We start from the raw sequence: 18,637 nt of genomic DNA, 5'->3' as shown, positions 1-18,637 counted from the left end.
GCAGGCCCTGCCCGCGCCGGTGCTCGGCGAAGGCGTCCAGGAACGCGTTGGCGGCGGCGTAGTTGGCCTGTCCGGCCGCGCCGAGGCTCGCCGCGGTGGACGAGAACAGCACGAAGGCGTCCAGGTCCGCGTCGCGGGTCAGCTCGTGCAGGTGCCGTGCGGCCGTGGCCTTCGGGCCGAGTACGGCGGCGAACGCCTCCGGGGTGAGCGTGTCGAGGACACCGTCCTGGACCACGCCCGCCGCGTGGAAGACCGCCGTCAGCGGCAGGTGCTTCGGTACGTCGGCCAGGACGCGGGCCAGTGGGTCGCGGTCGGCCACGTCGCAGGCGGCCAGGGTGACCTCGGTACCCGACTGCCGTATTTCCGCGACCAGTTCAGCGGCACCGGGCGCGTCGGCACCACGTCGGCCGACGAGCAGCAGGTGGGCCGCGCCGCGGGCGGCGAGCCGACGGGCGAGGTGCGCGCCGATCCCGCCGGTACCGCCGGTGATCAGAACGGTTCCGGTGGGCACGTACGGGCGGGCGTCCCCGGGGTCGGCCGCCGGGAGGCGGGTCAGCCGGCGGGCGTACACACCCGCGGCGCGCACGGCCAGCTGGTCCTCGCCGCCGGTGCTGCCGGAGCCGCCGTCCTGCGCGAGCAGTCCCGCGATCCGCCTGACGGCGGGCTCGTCCAGGACCTCCGGCAGGTCGAGAAGGCCTCCCCAGCGCCCGGGGTGTTCCAGAGCCGCGCTGCGGCCCAGTCCCCACACTGCGGCCTGGTCGGGCCGGCCGAGCCGGTCGGAGCGGCCGATGCTGACGGCGCCCCGGGTCAGGCACCACAGCGGGGCCCCGATCCCGGCGTCGCCGAGGGCCTGGACAGCGGTGGCCGTCGGCAGCAGGCCCTCGTCCTGGAGCGCCAGCAGGGACAGCACTCCGGTGAACGCGCTGTTGGGGGAGGCCAGTTCGCGCAGTCTCCCGGCCAGCGTGTCACGCGTCGCACCGCGCGACACCGTGAGGGTGATCAGGTCGCCGCCGAGGCGGTGCAGCAGTTCCGTGCCGTCCTCTTCGTCTGCGGCCACCAGGCACAGCCAGGCTCCGGTGAGCGCGGCGGGCGTACCGGGGGTGGCGGGCAGCGGCTGCCAGCTGCTGCCGTAGCGCCAGCCGTCCACGGTCGACGCGGCGCGGCGCTTGCGCCGCCACGAGGTGAGGGCGGGGACGACGGCCGTCAGCGTGGCGTCGTCCAGGCCGAGGTCGGCGCCGAGCGCGGGCAGGTCGGCCCGCTCGACGGCCGCCCAGAACGCCGAGTCCACCGGGTCCTCGGTGGTCGCGGCCGCATCTGCCCGGCCGGCCTCCGGCCAGTACCGCTGCCGCTGGAAGGCGTACGTCGGCAGGTCCTCGAAGACGTCGCAGCCGCTTGCGGGGAAGAACGCGGCCCAGTCGGCGCGTACGCCGTTCGTGTGCAGGCGGGCCAGGGCCGCGGTCAGTGCCGGGACCTCCGCGCGGTCCCTGCGCAGGGCGGGCACCACGGTGACCCGCTCGTCGGCCACGGACTCCTGGGCCGCGCCGCTGAGTACGGCGTCCGGGCCGATCTCCAGGAGCACGGTGGTGTCCAGTGCGGCGAGGCGGCGGGCGGCATCGGCGAACCGCACCGTGGCACGCACCTGCTCGTCCCAGTACTCGGGGGTGCACAGCCGCTCGGCGTCGGCGACCTCGCCGGTCACGGACGACACCAGCGGGATCTTCGGTGCGTGGTAGGCGACCCCCCGGGCGACACGGGCGAAGGCGTCGAGCATCGGATCCATGTGCGGCGAGTGGAAAGCGTGGCTCACCCGCAGCCGCCTGGTCCGGCGGCCCTGTGCGGCGAAGCGCTCGGCGAGCTCCAGGACCGCCTCCTCGTCGCCGGACAGGACAATTGACCGGGGGCCGTTGACGGCGGCGAGCGCCATCCGGTCCTCGTGGCCGGCCAGCAGCGGCAGCGTCTCCTCCTCGGTGGCCTCCACGGAGACCATCGCGCCCCCGGCGGGCAGTGCCGACATCAGCCGGCCGCGTGCGGCGACCAGCGTGCACGCGTCCTCCAGGGAGAACACCCCGGCCACGTGGGCGGCGGCGAGTTCGCCGACGGAGTGCCCGGCCAGGTGGTCGGCCCGTACGCCCCAGGACTCGACGAGCCGGTGCAGGGCCACCTCCAGGGCGAACAGGGCGGGCTGGGTGTAGGCCGTGTCGTCGAGCAGCGCGGCTTCCGCGCTGTCGGGCGCGGCGAACATCACCTCGCGCAGGGGCCGTTCCAGTTCGAGGTCGAAGAGGGCCAGTACGGCGTCGAGCGCGTCGGCGAACACCGGATACCTGTCGTACAGTTCACGGCCCGCGCCGGGACGCTGGGAGCCCTGCCCGGAGAACAGGAACGCCGTGCGGGAGCGCGCGGCGGCCCGGGCGCTCAGCAGGGCGGCGTCCGGCAGACTGTCGCGCAGGGCGGTCAGTGACCGGACGAGTTCCTCGCGGGAGTCGGTGACCACGGCGGCCCGGTGCTCCAGGGCGGCACGGCCCGTGGCCAGGGCACGCCCGAGGTCGGGCAGCGCCGTGTCCGGCTGCTCGGCGACCGCGTCCAGCAGTCGGCCGGCCTGGGCGCGCAGGGCGGCTTCGGTGCGGCCGGACAGCACCAGCGGGACCACATCCGTCGGCGGTGTGCTCGCGAGCGTCCCGGGCTCGGCGGACCCGGCGGGTTCGGTGACAGGGGCCTGCTCCAGGACGGTGTGGACGTTGGTGCCGCTGAGGCCGAAGGAGGAGACGGCGGCGCGGCGCGGGCGGCCGGTGCGCGGCCAGTCCCGTGCGCCGGTCAGCAGCTCGATCGCGCCCGCCGTCCAGTCCACGTGGGTGGAGGGGCGGTCGATGTGCAGGCTCGCGGGCAGGGTGCCGTGCCGCATCGCCATGACCATCTTGATGACGCTCGCGACGCCGGAGGCCATCTGCGTGTGGCCGATGTTGGACTTCACCGAGCCGAGCAGCAGCGGCCGTTCGCCGTCGCGGTCCTGGCCGTAGGTGGCGAGCAGCGCCTGCGCCTCGATGGGGTCGCCCAGGCGGGTGCCGGTGCCGTGTCCTTCGACGGCGTCGATCTCGGCGGCGCTGACGCCCGAGTTGGCGAGTGCCTGGCGGATGACGCGCTGCTGGGAGGGGCCGTTGGGGGCGGTCAGGCCGTTGGAGGCGCCGTCCTGGTTCACGGCGGAGCCGCGGATGACGGCCAGCACCCGGTGGCCGTTGGCCAGGGCGTCCGACAGCCGCTCGACCAGGACCAGCCCGACGCCCTCCGCGAGGCTCATGCCGTCGGCGGCCTCGGCGTACGGCTTGCAGCGGCCGTCCACCGCCATGGCGCGCTGGCGGCTGAACCCGACGAAGGCGTTGGGTGTGGCCATGATGCTGACGCCGCCCGCGAGGGCGAGCGTGGACTCGCCGCCGCGCAGCGACTGGCAGGCCAGGTGCAGCGCCACCAGCGAGGAGGAGCAGGCGGTGTCGAGGGTGACGGCGGGACCCTCGAAGCCGAAGGTGTAGGAGATCCGCCCGGACAGGACGGACGGCACGGTGCCGGTGACCAGATGGCCCTCGGCGCCGTCCTGGGCGGAGCCGCCCGAGGTGTAGTCCTGGTAGCTGGCGCCGATGAAGGTGCCGGTGCGGCTGCCGCGCAGCGCCGCCGGGTCGATCCCGGCGCGCTCCAGAGCCTCCCAGGAGGTTTCGAGCAGCAGGCGCTGCTGCGGGTCCATGGAGAGGGCCTCGCGGGGCGAGATACCGAAGAAGGCCGCGTCGAACTCGGTCGCGGAGTCCAGGAATCCGCCGCGCGTCGAGTACGTCTTGCCGGGCCGGTCGGGGTCGGGGTCGTAGAGGCCTTCGGCGTCCCAGCCCCGGTCGAGGGGGAACTCGCCGGTGGCGTCACCGGCGGTGGTGACGAGCCGCCACAGGTCCTCCGGGGTGGCGACGCCGCCCGGGTAGCGGCAGCTCATGCCGATCACCGCGATGGGCTCGTCGTCCCCGAGCGCGGTCGCGGCCGCCGGGGCGGCCGTCGCGGTCCCGGTACCGGCGCCCGCGACCTGCGTCCGCAGGAAGCCCACCAGGGAAAGGGGGTTGGGGTAGTCGAAAACCATGGTGCTGGGCAGGGTGAGACCAGTGACGGCGGACAGCCGGTTGCGCAGGTCGACGGCGGTCAGCGAGTCGAAGCCCACGTCGCGGAACGCCCGCTGCTCGGACAGCACGTCCGGGGAGGCGTGCCCGAGGGCGATCGCCGCTTCGGCGCGTACGAGGTCCAGCAGTGCCCGGTCCTGTTCGGCGTCGGACATCGTCCGCAGCCGGGCGGTGAACTCACTGTCACCCGAGGGCTGTTCGGCCGCCTGCCGCGCCAGCTTCGCCACCTCGTCGATGTCCTCGAACAGGGCGGTGGGCCGCCCCGAGGTGAACACCGGGTGGTAGCGGTCCCAGTCGATGTCGGCGACGGTGACGACGGCCGCGTCCTCGGCGAGGGCCTGGCGCAGCCCGGTGAGGGCCAGTTGCGGGTCCATGAAGTTCAGGCCGCTGCGCCGGATCTGGCCCGGGTCGACGCGGCCGAGCTTCAGGTCGTCGGACCAGATGCCCCAGGAGACCGAGGTGGCGTGTGCGCCGCGCGCCCGGCGGTGCTCGGCGAGCGCGTTGAGGTAGGCGTTCGCGGTGACGTACGCGGCATGCCGGCCGCTGCCCCACATCCCGGCGGTGGAGGAGTACAGGACGAACGCGTCGAGCTGGTCGTCGTCGAGGAGTGCGTCGAGGTGCCGGGCGCCGGTGACCTTCGCGTCGAGGACCTTGGCGAACGCCTCGGGGCTGGTCTCCTCCAGGGAGGCCAGCTCGATGACGGCCGCGGTGTGCACGACGTTGCGTACCGTGCGGCCCTCCGCGGTCAGTGCCTCCAGGAGGGCGGCGACGGCCGTGCGGTCGGTGAGGTCGCAGCTGCGGAACTCCGCCTCGCAGCCCAGCTCTCGCAGCTCCGCGACCAGTTCGGCGGTGCCGGGTGCGTCCGCGCCGCGCCGGCTGGTGAGCACGAGGTGCTCGGCGCCCTGACCGGCGAGCCAGCGGGCAAGGTGCGGGGCCAGGGTGCCGGTGCCGCCGGTGATCAGGGTGGTGCCGCGCGGGTGCCAGGTTCCCCCGCCGAGGTCGCCGCCCGTCGTGGCCCGGGCGATGCGGCGGGCCAGGACGCCCGAGGCGCGCAGGGCGAGCTGGTCCTCGCCGGCCGTGCCGCAGAGCATGGCGGCCAGACGTTCACGGCCGCGGGCGTCCAGCGCACCCCCGGGCAGGTCGACGACGCCGCCCCAGCGGTCGGGGTGCTCCAGCGCCGTGGTCCAGCCCAGGCCGTGGATCTGGGCCTGGAGCGGGTGGGTGAGCCGGTCCGCGCGCCCGGTGGACACGGCGCCCCGGGTGACGCACCACAGGGGTGCGTCGATGCCCGCGTCGCCGAGGGCCTGGACCAGCGAGAGCGTCAGGGCGAGCCCGGTGGTGAGCGCGGGCAGGGCCCGGCCCGGGGATTCGTCGGCGGCCAGGAGCGAGACGATGCCGGTGAGGTGCGTGCCGTCCTCGGCCGGTGCGGCGGTCCCGGCCGGTGCGGCGTCCTCGGCCAGTACGGCAGTCTCGGCCGCCAGGCGCTCGGCGAGCACGGCCCGGTCGGCGCACGCGTCGTCCAGCAGCAGGTGCCGTACGTCGGCCCCCGCGGCCGACAGCGCTTCGGCGATGTCGGGGTCGGCCGGGGCGTCGGCGGTGGTGACGACGAGCCAGGTGCCGGCGAGGCGTGCGGGCGGCAGCGCGCCCAGCGGCTTCCAGACGGCTCGGTAGCGCCAGGTGTCCACCGCCGCGCGGTCGCGGCTGCGGCGTCGCCAGCCGGCGAGGGCGGGCAGCAGCGGGGTGAGTTCGGCCGTGTCCATGCGCAGCCCGGCGGCCAGCGACTCGACGTCCGACTCCTCGACGGCGGTCCAGAACGCGGCGTCCGCCGGGTCCGCCCCGCCCGCCGTGCGCGGCCTGCCGGGCAGCGCCCACAGGTGCTCGCGCTGGAAGGCGTACGTGGGCAGGGCGACGCGGTGGACGCCGGAGTCCTCGAAGACGGGGCTCCAGTCCACCCGTGCGCCGCGGACGAACGCCTCGGCGAGGGAGGACAGGAAGCGTGCCGTGCCGCCCTTGTCGCGGCGCAGGGTGCCGAGCGCGGCGGCCCGGTGGCCGGTGTCCTCGGCCACGGCCTGGACGGCCATGGTCAGCACGGTGTGCGGGCTGGACTCGACGAAGACCTGGTGGCCCTGGTCGAGCAGGGCGGCCACGGCGGGACCGAAGCGCACCGGCCGGCGCAGGTTGCGGTACCAGTACGCGGCGTCCAGAGCGACGGTGTCCAGCCAGTCGCCGTTCACGGTGGAGAAGAAGGGGATCTCGGTGGTGCGCGGGCGTACGGGGGCCAGGGCGGTCAGCAGCTCGTCCTCAAGCTGCTCGACCTGGGCGGAGTGGGAGGCGTAGTCGACGGCGATGCGGCGGGCCCGCACGTTCTCGGCGGCCAGCTCCTCGATGAGCGCGTCCAGTTCCCCGGGGGCTCCGGCGACGACCACCGTCCGGGGCCCGTTGACCGCGGCGACGCAGATACCGCTGCCACCCGCGGCGAGACGTTCCTCGACCTCCTCGGCGGAGAGCGGCACGGAGACCATGCCGCCGGAGCCCGCCAGGCGACGGGCGATGGCCTGGCTGCGCAGGGCCACCACACGGGCGGCGTCGTCCAGGGTGAGGGCCCCGGCGACGGCGGCGGCGGCGATCTCGCCCTGCGAGTGGCCGACCACGGCGTCGGGGGTGACGCCGTACGAGGCCCACAGGTGGGCGAGCGAGACCATGACCGCGAAGGTCGCAGGCTGGACGACGTCGACCCGGTCCAGGGAGGGTGCGCCCTCCGCGCGGCGCAGGACGTCGATCAGCGACCAGTCGGTGTGGGCCGCCAAGGCGGCGGCGCACTCGTGCACACGGGCGGCGAAGACCGGTGACTCGTCGAGGAGTTCGGCGGCCATGCCCATCCACTGGGAGCCCTGGCCGGGGAAGACGAACACGGTCTTGCCGTCGAGGTCGGCGGTCCCGTGGACGACGGCGGCGGACGAGCCCCCGGCGGCCAGGGTGTCGAGTTCCGTGCGCAGGTGGCCGGTGTCCTCGCCGAGGATCACGGCCCGGTGCTCGAACAGGGCGCGCGTGCTGGTGAGGGAGTGGCCGATGTCCGCCGGACGCGTTGCCGCGCCCTGGCGGTCGAGGTGTTCGGCCAGTCGGGCGGCCTGGGCCCGTAGGGCACCGGGTGTCCTGGCGGACAGCACCCAGGGTGTCGTCCGGCGCTCCGGGGCGGACGCGTCCGCGGCGGCCAGGAGCCCGGCCTGCCGCTCTGCGGGGCCCGGGGCCGCCGGGCCGTCGGATGCCGCCGGGACCTCACGTACCGCTTCCAGGACCACCGGGGGCTCCGGCACTCCGTCCAGGCCCGCCGCGGTCTCCGGTGCCTCCTCCAGGACCACGTGGGCGTTGGTGCCGCTGATGCCGAAGGACGACACCGCGCAGCGGCGGGCCCGCTCGCCTGGCGTCCAGGCGGTCGGGGTGTGCAGCAGGGCGACCGTGCCGTCGCTCCAGTCGATGTGCGAGGACGGTTCGTCGGCGTGCAGGGTCCGCGGGAGCAGGCCGCCGCGCAGCGCCATGACCATCTTGATGACGCCCGCGACGCCCGCCGCGGACTGGGTGTGGCCGATGTTGGACTTCACCGAGCCGAGCAGCAGCGGGTTGTCGGCGCCCCGGCCCCGTCCGTAGACGGCCTGGAGTGCCTGGGCCTCGATGGGGTCGCCGAGAGCGGTGCCGGTGCCGTGGGCCTCGACGGCGGTGATGTCGGCGGCGGTCAGGCCGGCGTTGCTGAGCGCCTGGCGGATGACGCGCTGCTGGGAGGGCCCGTTGGGGGCGGTGAGCCCGTTGGAGGCGCCGTCCTGGTTGATGGCGGAGCCGCGGACCACGGCCAGCACGTCGTGTCCGTTGGCCCGGGCGTCGGAGAGGCGCTCCAGGACGACGACGCCCACGCCTTCGGCGAGTGTCATGCCGTCGGCGGCCTCGGAGAAGGGCTTGCAGCGGCCGTCGGCGGCCAGTGCGCGCTGTCGGCTGAAGGCGATGAACGGGGCAGGGTTGGTCATGACGGTGGCGCCGCCAGCCAGCGCGAGGGAGCTCTCGCCGTTGCGCAGGGACTGGCAGGCCAGATGCAGGGCCACCAGCGAGGAGGAGCAGGCGGTGTCGACGGTGACGGCCGGACCTTCGAGGCCGAAGAGGTAGGCGAGGCGGCCGGAGAGGACGCTGGGGCTGGTGCCGGTGACGGCGTGGCCGGCGGACGCGTCGTCCATTCCGGTGCCGTACTCCTGGTAGGTGGAGCCGATGAAGGTTCCGGTGGCACTGCCGTGCACGGCGGCCGGGTCGATGCCCGCCGACTCGAACGCCTCCCAGGTGCTCTCCAGGAGCAGCCGCTGCTGCGGGTCCATGGAGAGGGCCTCGCGCGGCGAGATGCCGAAGAACCCGGCGTCGAACTCACCGGCCTCGTGCAGGAATCCGCCGCTCACGGAGTACGTCTTGCCGCCCGCGTCGGGGTCCGCGTCGTAGAGGTCCTCGGGCCAGCCGCGGTTGACGGGGAACTCGGAGATCGCGTCCACGCCGTCGGCGATCAGCTGCCAGAACTGCTGCGGGGAGCGGACCCCGCCGGGGAAGCGGCAGCTCATGCCGACGATGGCGACGGGTTCGTCGTGGCGGCCGGCGAGCACGGCCCGCGGCGCTGCCCGGTCCTCGGCCGAGCCGAGTATCTCGCCGTGCAGGAAGGCGGCGAGGGCGACCGGCGTCGGGTGGTCGAAGGCCATGGTGCTGGGCAGCACCAGACCGGTGACGGTCGCCAGCCGCTTGCGCAGTTCGACGGCGGTCAGCGAGTCGAAGCCCGCGTCGCGGAAGGCGCGGGTGGTGGCGACGGACTCGGCGGAGGCGTGGCCGAGGACGGTGGCCGCCTCGCGGCGCACCAGGTCCACCAGCGTCCGGTCACGCTCGGGCTCCGGGAGCGCGCGGACCTTGCGTACGAAGTCGGAGGCGGTCGCTTCGCTCTTCGGGGCGGTGGCGAGTGCGCGGACCTCGGGGAGTTCGCCGAACAGGCGGCTGGGGCGGGCCGCGGTGAAGACCGGCACGTACGTCGGCCAGTCGACGTCGGCGACGGTGACGGCGGTGTCCTGCTGGAGGATCGCCCGGCCCAGCTCGGCCAGGGCGGTGGCAGGCGGGAGGAAGCGCAGGCCCTGGCGGGCGAGGCTGTCGGAGACGGCCTCGTGGGTGGCCATGCCTGCCTCGGCCCAGGGTCCCCAGGCCAGGGAGGTGGCGTTCAGGCCGCGGGCGCGGCGGTGTTCGGCAAGCGCGTCGAGGTAGGCGTTGGCGGCGGCGTACGCGCTCTGCCCGGCGCTGCCCCAGACTCCGGCGACGGAGGAGAACAGGACGAAGAAGTCCAGGTCCCGGTCTTTGAGGAGCTCGTCGAGGTGGGCCGCGCCGAGCATCTTGGCGGCGGCGTACTCACGCACGTCGGCGAGCGGGGTCGCGGCGAGCGGGGCGGCCTGGCCGAGCCCCGCCGCGTGGACGACACCGGTCAGCGGGTGCTCGGCCGGTACGGAGGCCAGCAGGGCGGCCAGGGCGTCCCGGTCGGCGACGTCGCACGCGGCGAGGGTGACCTCGGTGCTCAGCTCGCGCAGTTCGTCGGCCAGTTCGGCGGCGCCGGGGGCGGCCGGACCGCGTCGGCTGGTGAGGATCAGGTGGCCGGCTCCGTGCCGGGCGAGCCAGCGGGCCACCTCCGCGCCCAGGGCGCCGGTGCCGCCGGTGACGAGCACGGTGCCGGTGGCGGTGAAGGCCCCGTCCTTGGGGAGTTCGGCGGCGGGGCCGCGTACCAGACGGCGTGCGTACGTGGCGCTGCCGCGCAGGGCGAGCTGGTCTTCGGCGGCGTCGCCGGGGACGGTGGCCAGGGCGCTGACAAGGCGCTGCACGGCGGGCGCGGACAGGCTCTCGGGCAGGTCGACAAGACCGTGGAAGGCGTGCGGCCGTTCCAGGGCGGCCACCCGGCCCAGACCCCAGGCGGCCGCCTGGACGGGCCGGGTGACGGGGTCGGCGCCGCCGGTGGCAACGGCACCGCGGGTGACGGTCCACAGCGGTGCGGTGCTGCCGGTGTCGTGCAGGGCCTGGGCGAGGACCACTGCGAGTGCAAGACCTTCGGGCAGGTCGCCGCCCCGGGACACGGCGGCGTCGGCCAGCGGCAGCAGCGACAGCAGACCGTGGTGCTCCCCCGCCGCGGTGAGCCGGGCGGCGAGTTCGGCGCGGTCCAGGCAGGCGCCATCGAGGGCGAGGCGGGTGAAGCGGGCACCGTGCCCGCGCAGGGCGTCGAGGAGTTCGGTGTCCTCGACGGCGTCGGTGGTCAGGACGAGCCAGGTGCCGTCCAGGACGGGTGCGGCGGCCGCGCGGACCTGCTGCCACCGGACGCGGTGGCGGGCGGAGTCCAGCAGGGTCTGCTCGGCGTGGTGGTGCCGGTACGTCGACAGGGCGGGCAGCAGCGCGGCAAGACCGGCGTGCTGCTCGTCGCGCAGGCCGAGGATGCCCGCCACACCGTCGGCGTCGCCGCGCTCGACCGCGCCCCACAGGGCGGTGTCGGCGGGGCCGGTGCTCCCGGGGGCCGCCGAGGCGGCGGTCCGCTCGGGCCAGTAGCGCTCGTGCTGGAAGGCGTACGTGGGCAGTTCGACCCGGCGTGCGCCGGTCGGGGCGCAGTGGGCGGCCCAGTCCACGGCGACGCCCCGGACGTGGAGCCGGGCGAGCGCCGAGGCGGCGTTCTGCTCCTCGTCGCGGCCGGTGCGCAGCAGCGGGACCGCTTCGACGGCGTCGTCGCCAATGACGTCCTGGGCGAGGGCGGACAGTACCCCGTCCGGGCCGAGTTCGAGGAAGGTGGTGGCACCGGCCGCGCGGGCGGCGCGCACGCCGTCGGCGAAGCGGACGGTGCGGCGGACGTGCTCCACCCAGTAGTCGGGGGCGCACAGTTCCTCGGCCGTGGCGATCCTGCCGGTCACGTTGGACACGACGTCGAGGACGGGCGCGGTGTACGTGAGCTGTTCGGCCACGGCGCGGAACGCGTCGAGCATGGGCTCCATGCGCGCCGAGTGGAAGGCGTGGCTGACCCGCAGCCGCTTGGTCTTGCGGCCCTCGGCGGTGAACTGCCCGGCCAGTGCGAGGACTTGTTCCTCCTCACCGGCGACGACGACTGAGTGCGGTCCGTTGACGGCGGCGACGGAGATTCCGCCGGTGAGCCGGGCGGTCACCTCCTCCTCGGTGGCCTGGAGCGCGGCCATGGCACCGCCTTCGGGCAGCGCCTGCATCAATCGGGCCCGCGCCGAGACCAGCGTGCACGCGTCGGCCAGGCTGAACACCCCGGCACAGTGCGCGGCGGCGATCTCACCGACGGAGTGCCCGAGCAGCGGGCCGGGCCGCACTCCCAGCGAGGTGACCAGCCGGAAGAGGGCAACTTCGAGGGCGAACAGGGTGGGCTGCGCATAGCCGGTACGGTCCAGCAGCGCCGCCTGCGCACTGCCGTCGGCGGCGAACAGCACCTCCCGCAACGACACCTCGAACCCGCGGTCCAGGTGCCCCAGCACCTCGTCCAGAGCCGCCGCGAACACCGGGAACCGGTCGTACAGCTCACGCCCCGCACCCGCCCGCTGCGAACCCTGCCCGGCAAAGAGCAGACCGAGTCCGCCGCTGCCGCTCGCTCCTTCGCACAGTGCCGGGTGGGCCTCGCCCCGGGCCAGGGCGCGCAGGGCGTGCAGCAGTTCGGTGCGGCTGCCGACGGCGACGGCGCGGTGCTCGAAGGCGGACCGGGTGGCGGCGAGGGAGAGACCGATGTCGCCGGTGGCGAGACCGGGGTGCGTCTCGGCGTACGCGCGCAGGCGGACGGCCTGGTCGCGCAGGGCGGCCGGGGTCCGGCCCGCGAGCGGCCAGGCGGTGACCGGGGACTCCTCGCGCGGGGCCGGCGCGGGCAGGGCGGGCGCCTGCTCGATGATGACGTGGGCGTTGGTTCCGCTGATGCCGAAGGAGGAGACACCGGCCCGGCGCGGTCGGCCGGTCTCCGGCCAGGGGGTCTCCTCGGCCAGCAGCTCGACGGCTCCGGACTGCCACTCGACATGCCGGGACGGCTCGGCCGCATACAGGCTGCGCGGGACCGTCCCGTGGCGCAGCGCCATGACCATCTTGATGACGCCCGCCACTCCGGCGGCGGCCTGCGTGTGGCCGATGTTGGACTTCACCGAGCCGAGCAGCAGCGGCCGTTCGGCGTCGCGGTCCTGCCCGTAGGTGGCGAGCAGCGCCTGCGCCTCGATGGGGTCGCCGAGGGTGGTGCCGGTGCCGTGTCCCTCGACGACGTCGACGTCCGTGGTGGCCAGACCGGCGCCGGCCAGTGCCTGGCGGATGACGCGCTGCTGGGAGGGGCCGTTGGGGGCGGTGAGCCCGTTGGACGCGCCGTCCTGGTTGACGGCGGAGCCGCGGACCACGGCGAGGACGTCGTGTCCGTTGCGGCGGGCGTCGGAGAGGCGTTCCAGGACGAGTATGCCGACGCCTTCCGCCCAGCCCACGCCGTCGGCGCTGTCGGAGTACGCCTTGCAGCGTCCGTCCGGAGACAGGCCGCGCTGACGGGAGAACTCGATGAGGGAGGTCGGGGTGGACATGACGGTGACGCCGCCCGCGAGGGCGAGCGAGCACTCTCCGGCGCGCAGGGCCTGCATGGCCCAGTGCAGCGAGACGAGCGAGGAGGAGCAGGCGGTGTCCACGGTGACAGCCGGGCCTTCGAGACCGAGGGTGTAGGACACCCGGCCGGTGGCGATGGACGGCGAGGTGCCGCTGCCCTGGTGGCCCTCGAAGCGGCTGTCGGTGAGGGTGGCGGAGTAGTCGTTGTACATGACGCCCGCGAACACGCCGGTCTGCGAGCCGCGCAGCGAGAGCGGGTCGATGCCCGCGCGCTCGATCGCCTCCCAGGAGGCCTCCAGGAGCAACCGCTGCTGGGCGTCGGTGGCCAGTGCCTCGCGCGGGCTCATCCCGAAGAAGTGGGGGTCGAACTCGGCGGCCTCGTGCAGGAATCCGCCGGAGCGGGTGTACGCGGTGCCGGGGTGGTCCGGGTCCGGGTGGTAGAGCGCGTCGAGGTCCCAGCCGCGGTCGGTGGGCAGTCCCGAGACGGCGTCGGTGCCCTCGTGGACCAGTTGCCACAGGTCGTCGGGCGAGGCGACCCCGCCCGGGTAGCGGCAGCCCATGCCGACGATGACGATCGGGTCGTCCGGGGCCGCGGCAGTGCGCGGGGCGGCGGCCACGGCGGCGGTGCCCCGCTCCCCCATGAGTTCGTCGAGGAGGTGCCCGGCGAGGGCCGTGACGGTCGGGTAGTCGAAGATCACGGTGGCGGAGGTGCGCAGTCCGGTGGTGCTGCGCAGCCGGTTGCGCAGTTCGACCGCGGTCAGCGAGTCGAAGCCGAGGTCCTGGAACTGCCGTACCGGGTCGACGTCCTCGGGTCCGCCGTGTCGCAGCACGGCTGCGACCTGGGCACGCACGAGGTCGACGACGGCCGCGGTGCGGTCCGCCCCTTCGAGGAGGGCGAGCCGCTGGACGAGTCCCGCGGCGGCTTCGGAGCCCGCGACGACGGACCGCCGGGCGGGGGTGCGGACGAGTCCGCGCAGCAGCGGCGGTACGTCGCCCAATGCGCGCAGCACCGGCAGGTCGAGCCGGGCGGGCAGCAGGACGGGAGAGTCGACGGCGAGGGCAGCGTCGAAGAGGGCGAGTCCGTCCTCTTCGGTGAGGGCGGGCGTGCCCCGGGCGGCCAGGCGCTCCAGGTCGGCGTCGGTCATTCCGCCCGTCATTCCGGCGGTGGGGGCCCAGGGACCCCAGCCGAGCGAGCGGGCGGGGAGTCCGGCGGCGCGCCGCAACTGGGCGACGGCGTCGAGGAAGGCATTGGCCGCGGCGTAGTTGCCCTGACCCGGCGCACCGGCCGAGCCCGAGAGCGAGGAGAACAGCACGAAGGCAGCGAGGTCCGGGCAGTGTCGCGCGGTGGCCCGGTGCAGGTGCCAGACGGCGTCGGCCTTGGGCCGCAGGACGGCGCTGATCCGCTCGGGGGTCAGGGATGTGACCACTCCGTCGTCGAGGACGCCGGCGGCGTGCACCACGGCGGTCAGCGGGTGTGCGACGGGGACGGCGGCGAGGAGCCCGTCGACGGCTGCCCGGTCGGTGAGGTCGCAGGCCTCGACGGCGACCCGGGCGCCGAGTACGCGCAGCTCGTCGGTGAACTCCGCCGCGCCCTCGGTGGCGGGGCCGCGCCGGCTCGCCAGCAGCAGGTGGCGCACGCCGCGCTCGGTGACCAGGTGGCGGGCCAGGGCCCGGCCGAGACCGCCGAGGCCACCCGTGATCAGGACGGTGCCCTCGGGGTCGAGGGCCACCTCGGCAGGCTCCCGGCGGGCTCTGGCGAGCCGGGCGACGAGCATCGAGCCGTCCCGGACGGCGATTTGCGGCTCCGCTGTGGCCGGGGCCTGCGGGGGTACGGCGGCGGGCGCGCCGGGGTCCAGGTCGAGCAGGCCGAACCGCCCGGGGTGCTCCGCCTGGGCGGAGCGTACGAGTCCCCAGACAGCCGCGGCGGCCGGGTCGGCGACGCCCTCGTCCTCGTGTGCGGCGACCGCGCCACGGGTCACGATGACGAGCCGGGAGTCGGCGGTGGTGTCGTCGTCCAGCCACTCCTGGAGCTGCTTCAGGACGCGCGCGGTCAGGGCGTGCGCGGCGGCGACCGGGTCCCCGGCGGCCGTCGGGGGGACGGGCGCGAGGACCACGGCGGGCGGTGCGGCGCCCCCGGCCCTGACGAAGGGCGCGCCGAGGCCGTACGGGTCCTCGCCGAGGACGGCGACGGACGACGCGGCGACCGACGCGGTGGTGCCGCGCGGGCGGGTCCAGCGCAGCTCGAACAGGGACTCGCGGGCGAGCGCGTCGGCGGGGCCGGACGCGGCCTCCGGCAGTGCGCGCAGGACGAGCGAGCCGACGGTGGCGACCGGCCGCCCCTCGGTGTCGGTGACGGCCAGCGCGACCGCGTCGTCACCGGCCGGGGAGAGCCTGACCCGGACGGCGGTGGCGCCCGTGGCGTGCAGGGTGACGTCCTGCCAGGCGAAGGGCAGTCCGCCGCGCCCGTGTTCGCCCAGGTCGAGGAAGGCGCAGGGGTGCAGGGCCGCGTCGAGCAGGGCGGGGTGGATGCCGAACGCGTCGGCGGCGGTGGCGGTTTCCGGCAGCGCGACTTCGGCGTACACGTCGTCGCCGGAGCGCCAGGCGGCCCGTACGCCCTGGAACAACGGCCCGTACCCGAAGCCCGCCTCGGCCATCCGCGCGTAGAGGCCGTCGACGTCCAGCGGGCGGGCGTCGGCCGGGGGCCAGACCGCGGGCCCGGCTTCGGCCGCGGGGTGGTGGTCCGTGGCGGCGAGCACTCCCTGGGCGTGCTGGGTCCATGGCTGTTCCTCGTCGGCGGCCGCGTCCTGGCCGGTGTCGGGCCGGGAGTGGACGGTCAGGGTGCGGCGCCCGCTCGGGTCGGGGCTGCCGACCCACACCTGTACCTGCACTCCGCCGTGTTCGGGCAGGACCATGGGCGCGGCGAGAGTGAGTTCCTCGACCCGGTCGCAGCCCACCTCGTCACCGGCCCGGACGGCCAGCTCCAGGAAGCCGGTGCCGGGCAGCAGGACGGAGCCGCGCACGGCGTGCTGGGCCAGCCAGGGGTGGGACCGGATGGAGAGCCGTCCGGTGAGCAGCAGTCCGTCGGAGTTGGCGAGGGACACGGCGGCGGCCAGCAGCGGGTGGTGGGCGGCGCCCAGACCGGCCCCGCGCACGTCTCCCGCGTGACGGCCCAGTGCCGTACGGGGCCAGAAGGCGCGGTGTTCGAAGGCGTACGTCGGCAGATCGACGGGGCGGGCCCCCGTACCGGCGAACCAGCCCTCCCAGTCGACGCCGATGCCGCGCACGTGGAGCGCGGCGACGGCCTCGGTGAGCGTGGCGGCCTCCGGGCGGCCGGGGCGCAGCAGCGGGCTCGCCACCGGCTCGTCGTCGGCGGCGGCCTGGGCGAGGGCCGACAGGACGCCGTCCGGGCCGAGTTCGAGGAGTGCGCCGACGCCGTGGCCGGTCAGCCAGGTGAGGGCGTCGGCGAAGCGCACGGTGCGGCGGGCGTGGTCGGCCCAGTAGTCGGGCGAGGCGAGCTGCGCGGCGGTGGCGGGAACGCCGGTGAGGGTGGAGATCACGGGGACGGCCGGGGGCTGTGCGTCGAGTCCGGCGACGACGGCGCGGAACTCCTCCAGCATCGGTTCCATCAGCGGGGAGTGGAAGGCGTGCGAGACCCGCAGTGGCTTCGTCTTCCGGCCGAGTCCGGCGAAGTGCGCGACGACGGCTGCGGTTTGTTCGGCGTCTCCGGCGACGACGACGGAATCCGGTCCGTTGACGGCAGCGACGGAGATCCCGCCGGTGAGCCGGGCGCTCACCTCCTCCTCGGTGGCCTGGAGCGCGGCCATGGCACCGCCTTCGGGCAGCGCCTGCATCAGCCGGGCCCGCGCCGAGACCAGCGTGCACGCGTCGGCCAGGCTGAACACCCCGGCACAGTGCGCGGCGGCGATCTCACCGACGGAGTGCCCGGTCAGGTAGTCCGGCGCGAGGCCGAGGGATGCGACGAGCCGGAAGAGGGCGACTTCGAGGGCGAACAGGGCGGGCTGGGCATAGCCGGTACGGTCCAGCAGCGCCGCCTGCTCGCTGCCGTCGGCGGCGAACAGCACCTCCCGCAACGACACCTCGAACCCGCGGTCCACGTGCTCCAGCACCTCGTCCAGAGCGGCTGCGAACACCGGGAACCGGGCGTACAGCTCACGCCCCGCACTCGCCCGCTGCGAACCCTGCCCGGCAAAGAGGAATCCGAGCTTGGTACGGGCCTGGACGGTGCCCCGCACGGCGGTTCCGTCGTCGCCGTCCACCAGGGAGGCGAGCGCGGCCAGCGCTCCGGCCCGGTCGGCGGCCGTGATCACGGCGCGGTGCTCCAGCCCGGCCCGGGTGGTGGCCAGGGAGTACGCGAGATCGACGTCGGAGTGCGAAGGACCTGGGGCCAGGAACTCCCGCAGCCGGGCCGCCTGACCGCGCAGGGCTTGCGGGGTGCGGCCGGACACCAGCCACGGCAGCGGTCCCGGTGCGACCGTCCCGGGCGCCCGCGGCCCGGGGACGGCGGCGTCCTCGGGGGCCTGCTCGACGATGACGTGGGCGTTCGTGCCGCTGAGGCCGAAGGAGGAGACCCCGGCCCGGCGCGGCTCCTCGCGCCGGGGCCACGGGGTGGGCTCGGTGAGCAGCTTCACCGCGCCCGCCGACCAGTCGACGTGCGTGGACGGTTCCTCGACGTGCAGAGTCCTGGGCAACAGCTCGTGGCGCAGGGCGAGCACCGTCTTGATGACGCCCGCGACACCGGCGGCGGCCTGGGTGTGGCTGATGTTGGACTTCACCGAGCCGAGCAGCAGCGGCCGTTCGGCGTCGCGGTCCTGCCCGTAGGTGGCGAGCAGCGCCTGCGCCTCGATCGGGTCGCCGAGGGTGGTTCCGGTGCCGTGGGCCTCGACCGCGTCGACCTGGTCGGCGGAGAGCCGGGCGCCGCGCAGCGCCTGCTCGATGACCCGTTGCTGGGAGGGCCCGTTGGGCGCGGTCAGGCCGTTGCTCGCACCGTCCTGGTTGACGGCGGAGCCGCGGACCACGGCCAGTACCCGGTGCCCGTTGCGGCGGGCGTCCGAGAGCCGCTCCAGGACGAGCACGCCGACGCCCTCGGCCCAGCCGGTGCCGTTCGCCGAGTCGGCGAAGGAACGGCACAGGCCGTCCGCGGCCAAACCGCCCTGCCGGGCGAACTCCACGAAGGTGGTAGGGCTGGACATGACGGTGACACCCGCGGCGAGCGCGAGTTCGGACTCCCCGGAACGCAGGGACTGCGCGGCAAGGTGGAGGGCGACGAGCGAGGAGGAGCAAGCGGTGTCCACGGTGACGGCAGGGCCGACCGTACCGAGGACGTAGGCCAGGCGGCCCGAGATGACGCTGGTCGCGTTGCCGGTCAGGACGAAGCCCTGCACGTCGTCGTCGGCCCCGGTGCGGTACTCCTGCGGCATCGCTCCGACGAACATGCCTGTACGGGTGGCCCGCACGGCGAGCGGATCGATGCCGGCCCCCTCAAGGGCCTCCCAGGACGCCTCCAGCAGCACCCGCTGCTGCGGGTCCATGGACAGCGCCTCGCGGGGCGAGATACCGAAGAAGGCGGGGTCGAAGTCGGCAGCCCCCTGAAGGAAGCCGCCCCGGATGTCGGTGGGACCGTCCGCGGGGTCGAGTTCCCAGCCGCGGTCGGCCGGCAGCCCGGTGATGCCGTCCCGTTCCTCCACGAGCATGGCCCACAGGTCCTCCGGGGAAGCGACGCCGCCCGGATAGCGGCAGCTCATGCCGACAATGGCGATCGGCTCGGCGGCGGCCGTCTCCAGCTCGTTCACCCGCTGCCGGGAGCGCTGCAGGTCGGCGCTGGCCCGCTTGAGGTAGTCCCGGAGTTTCTGCTCGTTGCCCAT

Annotated in this window: 1 protein-coding gene (only partly in view); it reads right to left on the bottom strand. The window is 75.1% G+C overall.

The window, feature by feature from the left end; translation table 11 throughout:
* On the bottom strand, positions 1-18,637 hold the 5' portion of the coding sequence (locus IE269_RS41365) for a type I polyketide synthase (protein ID WP_189828525.1). 10,376 nt of this gene lie to the left of the window's left edge; the window shows 18,637 of its 29,013 coding nt (coding positions 1-18,637); it begins with the start codon at positions 18,635-18,637; its stop codon lies beyond the left edge, outside the window.

The organism is Streptomyces spiroverticillatus, from assembly GCA_014650415.1.
Lineage (GTDB): Bacteria > Actinomycetota > Actinomycetes > Streptomycetales > Streptomycetaceae > Streptomyces > Streptomyces spiroverticillatus.
The sequence above is the reverse complement of the archived record's forward strand: the minus strand, read 5'-3'. Positions and strand labels throughout refer to the sequence as shown.